A 16525-nucleotide genomic window follows, 5' to 3' on the forward strand; every position below is an offset into this window, starting at 1 on the left:
AGTTTGAGTTAAGCGGCAAAAGTAGAAATATTATCTAATTTTTTGCTAAATGTTTAAAGATTTGTTAATATTTTGTTATTATTTGTGGTTTTTACGTAATTCAATAACGGTTTTAGGGTGGGTTTTTATGATAAATATGATTTCATAAATGACTTTTGATGCACAAAACTTAGAAAAGTTTGTTTTTTGAAAGAAGAATTCTCAAAAGAGGTAGGTAGGCTATATATTGAAATAAAAAAAGACCACTATACTAAGTGGTCTTTTTTTATTTTTAAATATATGATATTATAAATTAGGAATAACAAGTTCCTGATCTGGGTGAATAACGTCTGGGTTTTTAAGAATATTTGTATTTGCTTCAAAAATAGCCTTGTATTTCATTGCATCACCATAATAGTGCTTTGCAATTTTGCTTAATGATTCACCGCTTTTTACTGTATGTCTATGATATACAGAAGTATCAGCAACTTTGATATCCGCCATAATATCAGAAGGAGAACTACCACCTATTTCTTTTATTTTATCCCAAAGTTGATTTTTTTCATACTGCGTATTTGCAGTACCTTTTATCTTAAGAGTTCCATTTTCTTCAGATACATCACCGTCCTGGATTTTTAATTCTTGTCCTAAATCCAGAACACTTTGATATTTTGACTTCACCATAACTAAGTTGATTTTAAATTATTAATTAGCTTTACCCAAATATAACAAATAATAGAATGGTGTTCACATAATTTTAGGATTAAAAATTGATCAATTATCGTTGAAATGCATAATTTATCTATATTCGGACACTTTTTAATACTATATTCAATGTTCCGTAAACGTTATTATTACATCATTCAGTTGCAATACCTTGGTTTTAGATATCATGGTTGGCAGAAACAACCTACAGTAAATACTCTTCAGCGAATGGTAGAACGAACAATCGCTTATGTACTGGAACATAAAGATTTTAAAGTTCTGGCAACAGGAAGAACAGATGCTAAAGTGTCGGTTAATCAAACCTATATTGAGTTATTTGTAGATCATCAACCTTTGGATATCGAAGTTTTTTATCCTTTATTTAATCAAAATCTTCCTCAGGATATTAAGGCTTTGGGGATTGAAGAAACTAACGAGCAGTTTAATATTATTCAATCTCCGAAGAGCAAAGAATATTTATATTTATTCTCCTTTGGAGAGAAATTTCATCCTTTTTGTGCTCCGTTTATGTATAATATTACAGAAGAACTTAATATAAATCTAATGCAAGAAGCAGCTATACTATTTGTAGGAAAACATAATTTTAGATCATATTGTCACAGACCCACAGAAAATACAATTTTGGAAGGCGAAATAACACATTGTGAAATTAAAAAAAATGAAGTGTATACTGCTAGTTTTTTTCCAAAAGAAAGCTATCTTTTACGAGTAAAAGGTGAAGGGTTTAAAAGAAACCAAATTCGCTTAATGATGGGAGTATTATTGGATTTAGGAAAAGGAAAAATATCCCTTGATTTTATCAGACAAACACTTGATCCTAAAGCAGAAGAAATTGTATTAGAACATATAGTTCCCGGTTCTGGATTAATATTAAACTCGGTTGAATTTAAAACATAAATCATGAAAGTTTTATCTACTAATATTGCAACTCCTCGCAGTATACATTGGAAAGGAAGAGAAGAAAAAACAGGGATCTATAAGCTTCCAGTCAAAGATCCTATATATTTAGAGAAAGAAGATGTTCGAAATGATCATGTTATAGATAGAAGATATCATGGTGGAGTTGATAAAGCTTGCTATTTATATTCGGCAGATCATTATCCCTATTGGAAAACAAAATATCCTGATTTAGAATGGAATCATGGAATGTTTGGTGAGAATATTACGGTAGAAGGATTTGATGAAAAAAACATAAAAATTGGATCTGTTTATAAACTTGGAGGAGCTACAATACAGGTTTCACGCCCAAGACAACCTTGTTACAAACTAGGTATTCGTTTTGGCAATCATGCAGTATTAAAACAGATGATAGATTCGCTGCTTTCTGGAGTGTATGTACGAATAATCCACCCAGGACCTGTTTCTGTTGGTGATGAGTTACAACTAATAAAAGAAAACGATGATGGAATATCTATTGCCGAATTAAATACATTACTATTTCATTATGATGAAAACACACATCTAGAGCTTGCAAAAAAAGCTCTTATGGACACTTTGGTTTCTAATAGCGATAAAAAATATTTCAGAAAGAAAATAAAAGCCTACTAGCATATGCCAGACAAGACAACATTGTATAGTCCTGATAAAAAAACTATAGTTACTATTGATAAAGGTGAATTAATAAGTTATCTGGTAGATGGTATAGAGGTAATGCATCAAAAAGGAGATACAGGATGGGGAAACACAGAAATCGAAATGTTTCCTACGATTGGCTCGACTAAAGAAAATCAGTTTTCAGTTCAAACTCCAAAAGGAGACGCAAAACTGGATCAGCACGGGATTTTAAGAGTTATGGACTATCTTCCTGTAACAATTGAGAAGAGTAGTGCTTGTTTTCAAAAAAAATATGTTGCAAATACGCAGTTGTCTAATCATAAATATCCTAATAGATCTTCGCAACAATGGCTTAATTGGCCATATGATTTTGAGTTTATAAAAACTTTTGAATTATCGAATGAGGCTTTAAAAATTATCTTTGAGATAAAATCAGAAAAGAATATGCCATTGATGTTAGGCTTTCACCCTGCATTTAAAATTTATAGCCAGAATATCATAATGAAAACTGCAAGTCAGAATATTTCTTTACATACTATTTTAGAAGCTGGAGCATCTGCCTTCTTATTAGAAGATTGTAAAGAGATATCTCTCACAAATAATGGTAGCCTTGCTGTTAATTTAAAAACAAATGGTTTTAGACATATAATGTTATGGAGTGAAGTGACAAATATGATTTGTATAGAACCCATTACATTTTATCCCTCAAGTGTTCCTGTACATGAATTACATACGGGGTTTGACTATAGTTCGGGATATGAAAAATTTGAGGTTATCATTTCTCCTTCCTGCGATTAGTCGTATTACTTTTATTTTTTGGGCAGTATAACACAATTAATTCATGAAATTTTAGTTACTATAGGGTTGATTCTTAAAAAATTAAGTTTTATTAACGCCCCAAAATCTTGTAATAGAGGTTACTCTATATTGTTAATATTTTAATTTAGCTATTTCATAGGTCTTAAATTATGATACATTACAAAGCTTCAATTTTTGTAATTATTTTATGGTAGACTATAAACGGTAATAACACAAACTCAATACTTTTGAAAAGGGGATTTTACATACTAATTTTTATTTACACTATTTTCTTGTCCTGTAGTAATGATGATAAACTTTTAGACGATAAATATGTTCGAGGTGTTCGTCTAACTAATAATTATGCAGAGAAATCAAATGATTATAAGTTTTTAAGATATATACTCAATGATGATTATATAATTACTGGAGTACATAAAGTTGAAATAAAGCCAGGTATTTCAAAAAAAGAAGATTCTATAGCGGAAAAGAAAGAAAAATCCTTTGAAAAAAAAACAAAGGAAAAAAATAAAAAAATAAGAAAGGAAGTAAAGAAAGAAATAGAAAGTGATTCTATTGAAATCAAATATAGAAGGTATCATTTTATTGGATTACCAGAAGAAATTACGAATCAAATAGTAACACTGCCCAAAAGAGAAGGTTTTGAGAGGCTGATACAACAGCAAGAAGCTACACTAGAAATATTAAAAGAAAAGTTGATAAGCAGAGAAGATGCTGGCGGTAAAGTATATAAGGATATAGCTATTGATTACCTCGTGCAAATTGACAATCATTTAAAATTTATAGAATTTTATAATGAAAGATTGTACGATGCTTATTTAAAATTAGTAATAGAAGCAAAACAACTTGATCGTTCTATAGAAGAAGAATATAATGTGGTATACGGGAAAATAAATAGCAGTAAAGTTAAAGATTCTGTAGATGTAGAAAGACTAGTAGTTTTAGAAAAAAAATATACATCTCATAAAGAATTATTAAAAACACTCTTGGATTGGAACTTAAAGTTAGAAGATTTTCAAAACTCCATTGATGATTTTAAGATATTAAAAGATCGTAATATTGCAGAAACATTTGAGATGTACAAAAATAAAACTTCGCAAAAAGAAGTAATTCATTATTTAGAAATACGATTAGCAGATTTATTTCATAATACTATAGGATCTACAGAATAATATTAAGAGTCCGAATTTTCTTCGTCTAAAATTATTAATACTAATTTGATAGTATTGTAATCTATAGCTCCTTCAAAATGTTCAAAATATGGTTTTAAGGTTTCTGGATTGTCCAATTCTTTTTTAGCCTTTTTTACGGTATTAAGATCTTCTTTATTTACAAATTGCTTTAAATCAATATTTTCACCATTTTCATATAGTTTCATAATATGTGAGAAGATGGTAGATTCTGCCAGTCGACGTTGCAGCGCTATTTCTTCTATAGAGAGTCCTTGCTGGTACAAGGCTAAAGTTTCTAAATGTGTATTCCCTTTTTTAGTACTTTTCTTTTTTGTTTTTTCTGCCGAAAAATCAATAATAGCTTTGATGAATTGGTACCCGTAGTTTTGCATCTTTTGTCGTCCAACTCCATTAATCTGCATAAATTCTTCATCACTCATTGGACGAAATTTCTCCATTTCTTTAAGGGTTGCATCACTAAAAATCTGATAGGCAGGAATACCTGCTTCTTTTGCTAATTCTAGTCGTAGTTGACGTAGTTTCTCAAATAGATTAGGTGCCGCTCCCTGATCCACTTGTTTTATGACATTTGCTTGTTTTGCTTTTTCAAACTCTTGCAAATGTGCAAGACTCACTTTTTCTCCTTCATATAGTACTTTTTGCGAAAGCGAAGTGAGTTTTATTTTGTTATTTTGATGAAAAGCAATCTCCAAATATCCTAGATTGATTAATTGTATGATGTATTGTTGCCAATCTCTCCATGCCATATCGCCACCAATACCATATGTTTTGATATTTTGATATTCTTTATCATATACTGCAGCATTTTGTGCACCTCGTAATATATCAATCACAGTACCAATAGGTTCTTGTTCTTTGATTCGGGTTACTGTAGATAATGCTTTTTGAGCAATAATAGTCCCATCGATAAAAGTTGGAGGGTTCTTACATACATCACAATTACCGCAATCTTCTTCGATTAATTCTCCGAAATAACTAAGTAAAATTTTACGTCGACAACTCAGGGAATCAGCATATTGCTTCATGCGATCTAGTTTGGCTAATTGTACTTCTTGATTACCAGACATATTAGCAAACTTTTGTAATTGTACTACATCTGCATAACTATGAAAGAGTAGAGTAGAAGATGGTAAACTATCCCGACCGGCACGACCAATTTCTTGATAATACCCTTCAATATTTTTTGGCAAATTGTAATGAATTACCCAACGCACATTAGATTTATCTATACCCATACCAAAAGCGATTGTAGCACAAACAATCTGAACAGTATCATTAATAAAACCTTCCTGAACAGAAGATCGTTTTTGATGATCGATTCCTGCATGATATGCTTCTGCATTATATCCCTGATTTTGCAATTTTTCAGATAGCATTTCGGTAGTTTTTCTACTTAAGCAATAGATAATCCCACTATCATTAGGTTTATCTTTGAGGAAATCAATGATTTGTTCAATTCTTTTATTTCCAGGACGTACTTCTAAGCTAAGATTTTTACGATCGAACGAAGCAAGATATTGTTTGGCTTTCGAAATATTTAACTGATCACAAATATCTTGACGTGTCGCTTTATCTGCTGTAGCAGTTAGTGCAATAACCGGTGTTTTAGGAAACCTGTTTTTAAGATATCCCAGTTGTGTATATGCTGGCCTAAAATCATGACCCCAGGCAGAAATACAATGAGCTTCATCTATTGCAATTAAACTAATTTCTATTTGTGAAAATATCACTTCTAAAAACGATAAACTCTCTGGAGCGATATATAGTAACTTAATTTCTTTATCCGATAATTTTTGATAAATTTCCTGTTGCTCGGTTTCAGTCTGGCTACTATTGATAAAAGCTGCTTTGATACCGTTTGCCAATAAACCATCAACCTGATCTTTCATTAAAGCAATTAGAGGAGAAATAACCAGAGTTACTCCAGGTAACAATAAAGCAGGTAGCTGGTAACATATTGATTTACCACCTCCTGTAGGCATAATAACAAGATTATCATCTCCGGCAAAAACAGAGTTAATGATATCCTGTTGTAATGGGCGAAAGCTATCATACCCAAAATATTCTTTTAAAGTATGTAAAACGAGTTGTTGATCTGGCATAACTGCAAAGAAAAGAAAAATAGCTTGAGAAATAAATTAGTTAATGCTCATCGCCTTTATAAATCCACATAGGTTCGGTTTCACCGGCTCTAACGAATCCGACTTTTTGATAAAAATCAATTGCTTTGCCATCTGCTGTTAACATTTGCATATGAAAATGGCCATATTTTTCCTGCATTTTATCTACTATCATTTTTCCAATACCTTTTCCCTGATAATCAGGATGAATAAGTAAATGAGGATAATACACGACTAAATACCCATCAGATATTGCATTACCTAATCCAACCAGGTGATCTCCGCTCCAGGCAGAAACTAATGAATGAGAATTCAGTAATGCATTATATAATTCTTTAGGCTTATCTGCCGAGCTCCATTCATTGGCTCTATATAAATCAATTATTTGTTCTAGTTCTATATTCTTTGTTTCTGAAATTTTTATTTCCATCTAATTCTATCGGTACTAGTATTATATAATGTTATTCGTTTAATTTTTCAGCAATAAGTATGGTATGAATTTCTTCGATATCATCTGCTTTTTTATATTTTTTTTGAAATGATTCTTTTATTTTGAAAGATGCAGTCATTAGGCTTTCTTCAATACTTTTTAACTCATGATAGTAAAAATAGACCCTATCTCCACTACTTCCTGATAGATACCCCGAGTCGTCTTGGTTTCCAGCTACAAAACTTATATAAAGTATTCCTGAATCATTGAGCAATTTATTGCAATCCAGTATCATTTTTAAACAATCTGATTGTGATAAGTAGGGGATACAAAATCCGCAAATAATAGCATCAAATTTATTAGGGATAGTATGTATTTCCCGACTATCCATCACCAGTACTTCGGCGGTTGGATTGTTTTTTCTAGCCAGTTTAATCATATTCTCCGAATTATCTATGGCCGTTATCCTAAAATTAGGATTTTTGGCTAGAAGATATTGAGTTATGTTCCCTGGTCCGCAACCGATTTCAAGAATGTTGGAGTTACCATTAGAGATGGATTCACAGAATATATCATAGGTATCATTATACAGGTCCAAATCCATAAATTTGTTCTCATAAATTTGAGCTACTTTATCCCAAGTTCTAAATGTTTCCTGATATCTATCCATTTTTTGCTTCTTTAAGAAGTATATAAAGAATGATTTATGATATAATTTGGTGTTTTTCGTTTTTAAGCTCTTCTATTAATTGCTGAAAAACTTCAAATGTTATATGATCCTTTATTTGGGAGAGTATATATAATGAGTATTTTTATATTAAATTTCGATTATAGTAGATTTTCCAGAACTACAATCTTTACATGTCCATTGCCAAAATTCGTTCAATTTTATTTTTCCATCTTCAATATATTCTGGGTATGATTTACACTTTCCAGTCATTAACTCATATTCTTTATTTATATGTTGATACACAAATTCGAGATGATCATTAACCAATTTCCCTATCAAATTTCCCTTTATAATTTGTCCACCATCATAATTAGCCCAAATGATATTTTCATTTTGGCTATATCTGAAAATGGTTTCATCTGATACTTCTCCATTATTTGTATTAGATTGAGTCTTGAATTTTTTGTTATTTAAATCAATCTTCATTTTTTAATTTTATTACATTTATGATTAGTGGATTATCCATGAATTATTAAACTTTTGAAACAGAGCATATATCAAAATTATCAATTTTTATTTTGTATCCATTAAACATTATAAAATAATAAAAAGAAGTATATATAATATTATGCCAAATTTCATTTTTTTGAGTCAGATTACTCATTTTTGAAATCTAAAGAAACCAGAAGTGATATACATCTAAATCAGAAAAACTTAAATAAAAAAAGAAGAATTACAAAGTATACTAAAAAGGGAAAAAATAGACATTACTCAAATAAATCAGAACTTAGGTATCGGTCTCCACGATCACAGATAATAGCAACCAGCACTCCACTTTTTAGAGTTTTTGCTAATTTTAAAGCAGCGGTAACAGAACCACCACTACTCATACCAGAGAAAACGCCTTCTTCTTTTGCTAATCGTTTTGCCATAATAGTAGCTTCTTCCTGGCTTACTTCGATAACCTGATCTACTTTATTTGGATTAAAAATCTTAGGAAGGTATTCTTTTGGCCATTTGCGTATTCCGGGAATTCTGGATTCGTCGGTAGGTTGCACTCCGACAATTTGTATATCTTTTGATTGTTCTTTGAGGTAAGTAGATGTTCCCATAATCGTTCCTGTAGTTCCCATAGAGGATACAAAATGTGTGATTTTACCTTGAGTATCTTTCCAGATTTCTGGTCCGGTAGTTTTATAATGGGCGCGCCAATTATCATCATTAGCAAATTGATTAAGCATTACGTACCCTTCTTTATTAACTTTATCTTCTGCATAGTCTCTTGAGCCTTCTATCCCTATATCTGCAGAGGTAAGTGTTACTTTTGCGCCAAATGCACGCATGGTCTGCACTCGTTCTTTGGTAGAATTCTCGGGCATTACCAATTCAATATCCAGTTTAAAAATTCCTGCGATCATTGCCAAAGCAATTCCTGTGTTACCACTTGTTGCTTCGATAAGTCTAGTGTTTTGATCAATATCACCACGATCCAATGCAGATTGAATCATATTATAAGCGGCACGATCTTTAACACTTCCTCCTGGATTATGGCCTTCTAGTTTTAGATATAATGTAATATTGGGATTGTCGATTAGCGAAGAAGCCTTTACCAAAGGAGTGTTTCCTATCAGGTCTAAAATAGTATGTGACATTAAATAACTTTTTTGATCTTAATTTCTGCTGTATTTGAAATAATCGAATTTTCGGGAACCGAAGAGGTAATCCATGCATTACCCCCAATGGTGCTATTAGCTCCAATAACGGTACTTCCACCTAATATAGTTGCATTAGCATAGATGGTTACATTGTTTTCTACTGTTGGATGACGTTTTACATTACGAAGTTTTCTGTCTACATATAATCCGCCTAGAGTTACTCCTTGATATATCTTCACATTATCTTTTATAATTACTGTTTCTCCGATAACAATACCTGTTGCATGATCAATAAAAAACGATTCTCCGATTTCTGCTCCTGGGTTAATGTCGGTACCTGTTAATCGATGCGAATATTCTGTCATTAAACGGGGGACAAGGGGTAAACCGAACTTAAGAAGCTCATGGCTTAATCTATAGATTGCTATAGCATAAAACCCCGGGTAGGCCATATATATTTCTTCTATAGAGTTTGCTGCCGGATCACTTTTCATAAAGGCCTGAGCATCCAGGTTTAGTTTTTCTAATATACCAGGTAACTTCTCTAGATAAGATTGCCAAAGTTTGCTACATGGTTTCTCGGTTTCCCAACAAGCTAAATCTACAAGCTGTTCAAAAGTTCTTTCAAGACGATCTATATTTTTGGCTACTTCTGTATCTGTATCGAATAATGTATAGAAAAGTAATTTCGTAAAATATTCGGTTTTTTCTTTTAGCTCAAGTTTAAGATTTGGATTCTTTTTAAGCTCTTTTATCTTAGCGATAATTTGATCTCTCTCTTTAGTCATTACAGTTTATTTGAAAACTCTAGTAAATATATAGAATAAAAGGTATAAAAGTCTCTATAAATCGTAAATCCTTACATTTTTAAAATAATAATAACATTAGAAGGTCATAATTACTTGTATTCTATAATTTTTAGTTAAACTTTTATAATCATATAACATGCAACTAATGAATCATTATGGATAGATTTATGATTTAAATCATATTTGAAAGCTTTGTGTTTATATATTTTTACATCGATAAAAGATAAAAAGGTCTTTTTATACTAATTTAAATCAATAACAACTATGTTATCTAAAAAACAAGCACGAAATTTCTTTCTGGGAGGAACATTGGTCACTTTTTTAGCATTTATAGGATTGACAATATACTCTTTTAGTGAGGATCAGGATCAATCAAATTACTCTGAAATAACAGAACAAGTGGTGCGAGGAAAACACTTGTGGGAAACCAACAATTGTATGGGATGTCATACTCTTCTAGGAGAGGGAGGATATTATGCTCCAGAACTAACCAAGGTCCTCGATAGAAGAGGAGAAGGGTATGTAAAAGCAGTATTAATGACTCCTGTTCCCTGGGCGCCAAATGGCAGAAAGATGGTAGCCTATGGTTTCTCTGAAGAAGAAGCAAAAGACCTTATCGCCTTTTTTGATTGGATTGATGATATTGATCTAAATGGTTTTGATAGAGTTGTATCTCCATTAGCAAAAGATGAAAACTAAATAACTTAAAAATATAGATAGATGAAATACAAATCGCAAAAAGTAGCATACTGGTTCTTTGCTTTATCCATGTTACTACTGGTCTTACAAATTACCTATGGATTTATTATGGGTTTTGCCCGTATTGGCCTGGATGGATTACATGATTTTATTCCCTTTAATACAGCTAGAGCTGTACATACAAATTTATTAGTAGTCTGGTTATTATCCGGCTTCATGGGAGCAGCATATTATATTATTCCCGAAGAGGCCCAACGTGAACTTGTAAATGTAAAATTGGCTTATGTACAATTAATTTCACTTGCGTTGGTTGGTGTTACTGCTATCGTTGGATACCACTTTAATTGGTGGGAGGGACGTAAATTTTTAGAAATACCAAGGCAATTAGATTTCTTGGTTGTTGCTAATGTACTACTCTTTTTAGGATTGATACTCATGACTCTCTTTAAAGGAAAACGTAGAACTACTACATCATTAGTACTATCTATGGGGTTATTGTTCGCTGCTCTATTGTATTTACCCGGGATGTTACCATTCGATAGCCAGGTGACTGATTCGTTCTTTCGTTGGTGGGTTGTACATTTATGGGTAGAAGGAGTTTGGGAACTTATTATGGGAGGTATACTTTCTTTCTTATTAATTAAGCTTACCGGAGTTGATAGAGAGGTTATAGAAAAATGGTTATATGTTATTGTGGGTCTAACTTTTTTATCAGGAGTTTTAGGTACCGGTCATCATTATTATTATATAGGAGTTAATAAAATATGGTTAATTGTAGGAGGTATATTTTCTGCTCTAGAGCCTTTAGCCTTTTTGGCAATGGCACTTTTTGCAGTAAATATGTATCGAAAAGGAGAGAAAAAACACCCTAACACCATAGCGTTATTCTGGACTATAGGATCAGCGATTGTATCTTTTGTAGGAGCAGGGCTATTAGGTTTCGCTCATACATTACCACAAACTAATTTATATACTCACGGAACTCTCGTTACTGCTATGCATGGTCACCTTGCTTTTTGGGGAGCATATGCAATGATCGTACTTGCGATTATAAGTTATTCTTTGCCAAATCTAACAGGAAGGAAATTATACAATAGCATAAGAGGAAGAGCTTCATTCTGGGTATCAAATATAGGAATGATTGGTATGACAGTTGCATTTGGTGTCGCTGGCGTAGCTCAAGTATATTTAGAACGTAAGTTTAAAATGGAATTTATGGCTGTACAAAACGAGATTAGCATTCATTTTGTCGTGTTGATTCTTTGTGCAACACTATTTACCATTGGAATCATATTATATATAATTGATTTTATAAAACATGGCCGTCCTACTGATGAAGCTATGGAGGCTGATGATGTCTAATTGATATTAAAATATAGTTTTCTTTATTCAGAATAAGGCCTAAAAAGAACATGTTGTGTTTATGTATCTACCTTTCCCCATATAATGTAGATGTACTATTGATGTTAAAGTGATAAAATGGTTTGATAGACTTCATTTGTCACTACTTATAACTTTTTAGGCCTTTTTCAATTTAAAAACAATAAAATTATGGACCATATTGCTCCCAACGGAAACAAAACAGCACTATCCAAAATGACTACTGAAGTACCAATTAGTCCCCCTTTTTATAAACCCATTGCCAAAGAGATAGAAGTTTTTGAACATTCTTATAAAAGCAAAATCCCATTTTTATTAAAAGGGCCTACAGGTACTGGTAAATCAAGATTTATCGAGTATATGACATATCAATTGGGTAAGCCCCTAATTACAGTTAGTTGCCATGAAGAAACCTCTTCTACCGATTTAATCGGAAGGTATATTATCAAAGGAGCCGAGACCATCTGGCTGGATGGCCCATTAACCACCGCAGTTAAAAAAGGAGCAATTCTTTATTTGGACGAAATTGCAGAAGCAAGACCAGATGTGATTGTTGCCATTCATTCACTTACAGATCATAGAAGAGAGTTGTTCGTTGATAAGTTAGGAGAAACTATAAAAGCACATCCCGATTTTATGTTAGTCGCTTCTTTTAATCCAGGATATCAAAGAGGGTTTAAAGAGTTAAAACCTTCAACCAGGCAACGTTTTGTAGCTGTATCTTTTGATTATCCAGAGGCCAAAATTGAAACTGATATTTTGATAAATGAAACAGATGTTCTTCCGGCAGATGCCAAGAAGCTGGTAAACATTGCAAACAAAATAAGAAACTTAACCGAGTTAGGTCTAACCGAAACCGTTTCGACACGATTGCTGGTTGACGCAGCAAAATTAATCCATTCTGGATTACCAAAACGTCTTGCAGTACATGTAGCTATTGTAGAACCTCTCACAGATGATCTAGAGGTGATAAGTGCTTTAAAAGATCTGTGTGATTTGATGATATAATTTAAAATGCAGAATGTTTGGTAATGAGTGTTTAGCTACTCTAAACCAAAATGTAACATATCAATACTAAAATCATGTTTGAGTTTGAACCAGATGAATACATCTTTACCAAATTTGCCCATTATTTCAAACGTCGCAGAAAGAAAAAAGAAGCAAATTTAACTTATGCAGTAAAGTTAAACGATATAAAACCTCGTTTGACCATTTTTGCAAGAGCTATTACAGGTAAGTCTATAGAAATTTATGAAGCAGAAAGAGAAGGTGGTTATAAAAATAATAACTTCTTTCTGCCTTCAAAATATGCTGAATTTTTAACAGTCGAAGAAAATATTTCTTTTTATCTGTTTAGAGTATTATACCTGGCTACTCAAAAAAACTTGGATTTGAACTGGAATGATACTTTAGAACATTCAGTAGAAGAATCCCGAATACTAGCCTCAGATACTTCATCAAAAGTGCTAAAACACTTATTCGAAGAATTCCCGATCACCGAGAATTATTTCCAAAAATTCATAGCGTATTATGCAGGAAAAGCTAAAAAAGACACACAAATAGATTATTCATTTATTTATGGAAAGTGGATGCGCAATATTCCTGAAGAAATGCTTAATGAAACTTTGAATAATTTTACTGAAAAAATAAAAACTGCCAACCCAGAGCAGCCAAAAACGACCTTGAAAGCTAATGCTGTAGAAGAAATAATTTCGATTCAAGTAGATGAAAAACAAGTAGAAGATGCTGTTTTGCAACATCAGTTTGAAAAGGTGGAAACGGCAGATGAATTTGGAGGGAATTTCAAAGACATGGATGGAGATGATGAGATAGATGATCATGCTAATGCTTTAGAAGATTTGAATATGAAGTACACTGTGCGAGTTGATGACACTGCACATTCTGTTTATCAGGCAGATTTCATTGAAAATACAACTATAGCAGAAAGTGCCGAAAGAAATGAAAAAGGGTATTTTATTCCTTATGATGAATGGAATTATGCAAAGCGTACGTATAAAGACAATTTTTGTAAAGTATATCCCAAAACCATTCTAAAAACTGATGTTGGATATTATAAAAAAACAATATCAAAAAATGGGTCTACACTGCTTGGTCTAAGAAAAATGTTGACAACAGTTAATAATAAATATCAACAACAACGCAGACAGACACAAGGAGAGGAGTTTGATTTAGATGCCATAACCGATTTGTTTGTCGATGTACATTCTGGTATAACTCCATCAGAGAAAATATATTTATCTAAACAAAAAAAAGAAAAAGATCTATCTATTTTATTGTTGTTAGACATTAGTTTATCTAGCGATGGTTATGCTGCCGGTAATCGAGTTATCGATGTAGAAAAACAAGTTTCCATTCTTTTTGGTGAAATATTAGATGAATTTAATATCGATTTCTCGATCAATTGTTTCTATTCTAAAACCAGAAATCATTCTAGTTACATAACGATTAAGGGTTTTGATGATCATTGGAGTAAAGCAAAATTTAAAATAGGAGCTGTAGAACCTGGCGGATATACTCGCATTGGGCCCGCACTTCGACATTCGGGAGCGTTGTTGGATAAAAGAAATACTAAGAATAAATGGATTATTCTTATTTCTGATGGAAAGCCAAATGATTATGATAGATATGAAGGGAAATATGGTATCAATGATATAAAACAAGCCTTACGAGAACTCAATGAACGTCAAATAAATTCATATGCCTTGGCAATTGAAGCACAGGCAAAATATTATTTGCCGCAAATGTTTGGACAAAACCATTATCAGATTTTAACAACACCAGTAGAACTACTACAATCATTAGTAAAACTCTACGAGAAGATTAAACACCAAAATTAAATGAACTCTTTTTTATCAGAAATAGAAAAATTACCAGAGGGACACCCGGTAAAAGTGTATTATCAGGAAAGTGAACTAATTCAGGAATTATTATCAGAATTATATGAAGCAGATGCGGTAAAAGATTTTCAAAAGTATTTTAATATATTCAATCAGTTAACTACAATAGAAAAACGATTTGCTCGAAAAGAAAACCAATTATTTCCCTACTTAGAAAAACATGGTTGGAATGGTCCCAGTCGTGGTATGTGGTCGTTTCATGATAATTTAAGAGACCAGATTAGATTATTGAATACGTACAATGCAGAGAGAAATACTTCTAAAATATCAGAAAACCTTCCATATTTAATTGAGGGTATAAAACGTCTTTTGATTATCGAAGATATGCGACTATTTCCTAATGCTATGCAAATACTTTCCGAAGCGGACTGGGAAGAATTTTATGAAGGAGATGAAGAAATGGGGTGGATGTTACTCCAAAAACCAAAACCATATCCCGCAATAGAATCAGAATATATTCATCCAAGCAAGGATTTTACCGAACGTGATTTACCATTTTCTCTAGAAGACACTTTTCATTATGATGAGGGCTATATGACTCCAAATCAGGTAAACTTATTGCTTCGCTATTTACCTGTTGATATTACTTATGTAGATGAAAACGACAAAGTTATTTTTTATAATCGGGGAGAGGATCGTGTTTTCCCAAGAAGCAAAGGAATTATAGGAAGAGAAGTTCGTTTTTGTCACCCTCCAAAAAGCGTAGATATGGTATTGCGTATTGTAGACGAATTTAGAGCAGGAACAAAAGATGTGGCAGAATTCTGGTTTAATTACAGAGGCCAGGTAATCCATATCCGATATTTTGCAATTAGAGACAATCACAAAAATTATAAAGGAGTTATCGAAATGTCTCAGGATGTAACCGAAATTCAAAAATTGAAAGGAGAAAAACGATTGTTAGATTGGGATTAAAAAACATGGATATAAACAATTCAGTGAAGGAAGTTTAAAAAAGATAAATGAAACAAGAACCTATTAACTATAGAAATATATACTACCCACCGGGAGGGATCCTTATGTGGATCATTGTTTTTTTAGAATTAATAACTTTTGGAATGGCTATAATAGCAATGGTATACTGTGGCAAACAAGAACCTGAAATTTTTCATGAATCAAGATTACTGTTAAATCCAGTCTACGGAATTATTAATACTATTCTTTTAATTACCAGTGGTTTTTGTATGGCTATTTCCGTTCATTATTTAAAAATCAACACCCTCCAAAAATCTAAAGTACTATTGTTAGCAACAATGCTGTTTGGAATGTTATTTTTAATAGTAAAAACCTTTGAATACAACGAAAAAATAAATTTGGGTCTTGACATTAATCATGACTTGTTTTTTACCTTTTATTGGTTACTTACGTTATTTCATGTCATACATGTTATTGTTGGTTTGGTGATATTAGGCTCTGTTTACTTTGGACTAAGAAAAGAGAAAACAAATATAGAAGATGTTGAGGCTAGTGCTACGTTTTGGCATATGTGTGATCTAATATGGTTATTAATTTTTCCTATCATTTATTTATTTTTTTGATAGAAAACGGCACTTCTATTTTAGGAGTTATACAT

17 protein-coding genes are annotated in these 16525 nt (G+C 32.1%); 10 read left to right on the top strand and 7 right to left on the bottom strand.

Going from position 1 to position 16525, the window contains the following annotated elements:
- Positions 1-285 precede the first annotated feature (285 nt).
- Positions 286-663: a LysM peptidoglycan-binding domain-containing protein gene (locus tag AAFU52_RS20295; protein WP_024769190.1), complete on the bottom strand. Its 378-nt coding sequence runs from the start codon at positions 661-663 to the stop codon at positions 286-288.
- A 150-nt stretch (positions 664-813) separates the two neighbouring features.
- Between AAFU52_RS20295 and AAFU52_RS20300 the strand changes: the two genes are divergently transcribed.
- From AAFU52_RS20300 to AAFU52_RS20315, 4 genes are all read left to right on the top strand, one after another.
- Positions 814-1602 carry a tRNA pseudouridine(38-40) synthase TruA gene (locus AAFU52_RS20300; RefSeq protein WP_438423378.1) on the top strand — a complete coding sequence of 263 codons (789 nt, stop codon included), beginning with the start codon at positions 814-816 and terminating at the stop codon, positions 1600-1602.
- Positions 1603-1605: 3 nt separating this feature from the next.
- Entirely contained in the window at positions 1606-2253 is a 648-nt protein-coding gene (locus AAFU52_RS20305; RefSeq protein WP_438423379.1) for an MOSC domain-containing protein, read from the top strand.
- A 3-nt stretch (positions 2254-2256) separates the two neighbouring features.
- A complete protein-coding gene (locus AAFU52_RS20310; RefSeq protein WP_035090754.1) occupies positions 2257-3057 on the top strand; it encodes a hypothetical protein in 801 nt (266 codons plus the stop codon).
- A 248-nt stretch (positions 3058-3305) separates the two neighbouring features.
- Positions 3306-4250, top strand: a complete 945-nt coding sequence (locus AAFU52_RS20315) for a hypothetical protein (RefSeq protein ID WP_152538480.1) — start codon at positions 3306-3308, stop codon at positions 4248-4250.
- A gap of 2 nt (positions 4251-4252) precedes the next feature.
- Here the strand turns inward: AAFU52_RS20315 and recQ are convergent, their stop codons facing one another.
- The 6 genes from recQ to epsC all read right to left on the bottom strand — a co-directional run bounded on the left by recQ (position 4253) and on the right by epsC (position 9934).
- Positions 4253-6373 carry a DNA helicase RecQ gene (gene recQ, locus AAFU52_RS20320; protein ID WP_438423380.1) on the bottom strand — a complete coding sequence of 707 codons (2121 nt, stop codon included), beginning with the start codon at positions 6371-6373 and terminating at the stop codon, positions 4253-4255.
- A gap of 40 nt (positions 6374-6413) precedes the next feature.
- Positions 6414-6821, bottom strand: a complete 408-nt coding sequence (locus AAFU52_RS20325; RefSeq protein WP_024769196.1) for a GNAT family N-acetyltransferase — start codon at positions 6819-6821, stop codon at positions 6414-6416.
- A 31-nt stretch (positions 6822-6852) separates the two neighbouring features.
- On the bottom strand, positions 6853-7491 hold the full coding sequence (locus tag AAFU52_RS20330) for a class I SAM-dependent methyltransferase (RefSeq protein ID WP_438423381.1): 639 nt from the start codon (positions 7489-7491) through the stop codon (positions 6853-6855).
- Positions 7492-7638: 147 nt separating this feature from the next.
- Positions 7639-7977 carry a hypothetical protein gene (locus AAFU52_RS20335; RefSeq protein ID WP_024769198.1) on the bottom strand — a complete coding sequence of 113 codons (339 nt, stop codon included), beginning with the start codon at positions 7975-7977 and terminating at the stop codon, positions 7639-7641.
- Between the two features lie 281 nt (positions 7978-8258).
- On the bottom strand, positions 8259-9143 hold the full coding sequence (cysM, locus tag AAFU52_RS20340; protein ID WP_024769199.1) for a cysteine synthase CysM: 885 nt from the start codon (positions 9141-9143) through the stop codon (positions 8259-8261).
- The gene (gene epsC / locus AAFU52_RS20345) at positions 9143-9934 is read right to left on the bottom strand and encodes a serine O-acetyltransferase EpsC (protein ID WP_024769200.1); all 792 of its coding nucleotides are present in this window, start codon (positions 9932-9934) and stop codon (positions 9143-9145) included. Before epsC ends, cysM begins: the two co-directional genes overlap by 1 nt.
- Positions 9935-10219: 285 nt before the next feature.
- On the opposite strand from epsC, the gene AAFU52_RS20350 reads away from it, so the two are divergent.
- The 6 genes from AAFU52_RS20350 to AAFU52_RS20375 all read left to right on the top strand — a co-directional run bounded on the left by AAFU52_RS20350 (position 10220) and on the right by AAFU52_RS20375 (position 16490).
- Positions 10220-10654 (top strand): c-type cytochrome, encoded by a 435-nt coding sequence (locus AAFU52_RS20350; RefSeq protein ID WP_024769201.1) that lies wholly within the window; start codon positions 10220-10222, stop codon positions 10652-10654.
- 21 nt (positions 10655-10675) lie between these two features.
- Positions 10676-12016, top strand: coding sequence for a cbb3-type cytochrome c oxidase subunit I (locus AAFU52_RS20355; protein WP_024769202.1), 1341 nt, complete (start codon positions 10676-10678; stop codon positions 12014-12016).
- Between the two features lie 189 nt (positions 12017-12205).
- Complete coding sequence (locus AAFU52_RS20360) at positions 12206-13042, top strand: CbbQ/NirQ/NorQ/GpvN family protein (protein WP_316929922.1); 837 nt, start codon at positions 12206-12208, stop codon at positions 13040-13042.
- A 74-nt stretch (positions 13043-13116) separates the two neighbouring features.
- Positions 13117-14892, top strand: coding sequence for a nitric oxide reductase activation protein NorD (locus tag AAFU52_RS20365; protein ID WP_438423382.1), 1776 nt, complete (start codon positions 13117-13119; stop codon positions 14890-14892).
- Positions 14893-15867 carry a DUF438 domain-containing protein gene (locus tag AAFU52_RS20370; RefSeq protein ID WP_024769205.1) on the top strand — a complete coding sequence of 325 codons (975 nt, stop codon included), beginning with the start codon at positions 14893-14895 and terminating at the stop codon, positions 15865-15867.
- Positions 15868-15914: 47 nt separating this feature from the next.
- On the top strand, positions 15915-16490 hold the full coding sequence (locus AAFU52_RS20375) for a cytochrome c oxidase subunit 3 (protein ID WP_024769206.1): 576 nt from the start codon (positions 15915-15917) through the stop codon (positions 16488-16490).
- The last annotated feature ends 35 nt before the right edge of the window (positions 16491-16525 follow it).

The sequence above is a fragment of the Aquimarina macrocephali genome, assembly GCF_051627225.1.
Taxonomy (GTDB): Bacteria; Bacteroidota; Bacteroidia; order Flavobacteriales; family Flavobacteriaceae; genus Aquimarina; species Aquimarina macrocephali.

Coding starts and splice junctions, on each gene's coding strand:
- recQ (WP_438423380.1), bottom strand. CDS start 6,373: ATGCCAGATCAACAACTCGTTTTACATACTTTAAAAGAATATTTTGGG.
- cysM (WP_024769199.1), bottom strand. CDS start 9,143: ATGTCACATACTATTTTAGACCTGATAGGAAACACTCCTTTGGTAAAG.
- AAFU52_RS20375 (WP_024769206.1), top strand. CDS start 15,915: ATGAAACAAGAACCTATTAACTATAGAAATATATACTACCCACCGGGA.
- AAFU52_RS20305 (WP_438423379.1), top strand. CDS start 1,606: ATGAAAGTTTTATCTACTAATATTGCAACTCCTCGCAGTATACATTGG.
- AAFU52_RS20355 (WP_024769202.1), top strand. CDS start 10,676: ATGAAATACAAATCGCAAAAAGTAGCATACTGGTTCTTTGCTTTATCC.
- AAFU52_RS20295 (WP_024769190.1), bottom strand. CDS start 663: ATGGTGAAGTCAAAATATCAAAGTGTTCTGGATTTAGGACAAGAATTA.
- AAFU52_RS20325 (WP_024769196.1), bottom strand. CDS start 6,821: ATGGAAATAAAAATTTCAGAAACAAAGAATATAGAACTAGAACAAATA.
- AAFU52_RS20365 (WP_438423382.1), top strand. CDS start 13,117: ATGTTTGAGTTTGAACCAGATGAATACATCTTTACCAAATTTGCCCAT.
- AAFU52_RS20330 (WP_438423381.1), bottom strand. CDS start 7,491: ATGGATAGATATCAGGAAACATTTAGAACTTGGGATAAAGTAGCTCAA.
- AAFU52_RS20350 (WP_024769201.1), top strand. CDS start 10,220: ATGTTATCTAAAAAACAAGCACGAAATTTCTTTCTGGGAGGAACATTG.
- epsC (WP_024769200.1), bottom strand. CDS start 9,934: ATGACTAAAGAGAGAGATCAAATTATCGCTAAGATAAAAGAGCTTAAA.
- AAFU52_RS20370 (WP_024769205.1), top strand. CDS start 14,893: ATGAACTCTTTTTTATCAGAAATAGAAAAATTACCAGAGGGACACCCG.
- AAFU52_RS20335 (WP_024769198.1), bottom strand. CDS start 7,977: ATGAAGATTGATTTAAATAACAAAAAATTCAAGACTCAATCTAATACA.
- AAFU52_RS20300 (WP_438423378.1), top strand. CDS start 814: ATGTTCCGTAAACGTTATTATTACATCATTCAGTTGCAATACCTTGGT.
- AAFU52_RS20310 (WP_035090754.1), top strand. CDS start 2,257: ATGCCAGACAAGACAACATTGTATAGTCCTGATAAAAAAACTATAGTT.
- AAFU52_RS20360 (WP_316929922.1), top strand. CDS start 12,206: ATGGACCATATTGCTCCCAACGGAAACAAAACAGCACTATCCAAAATG.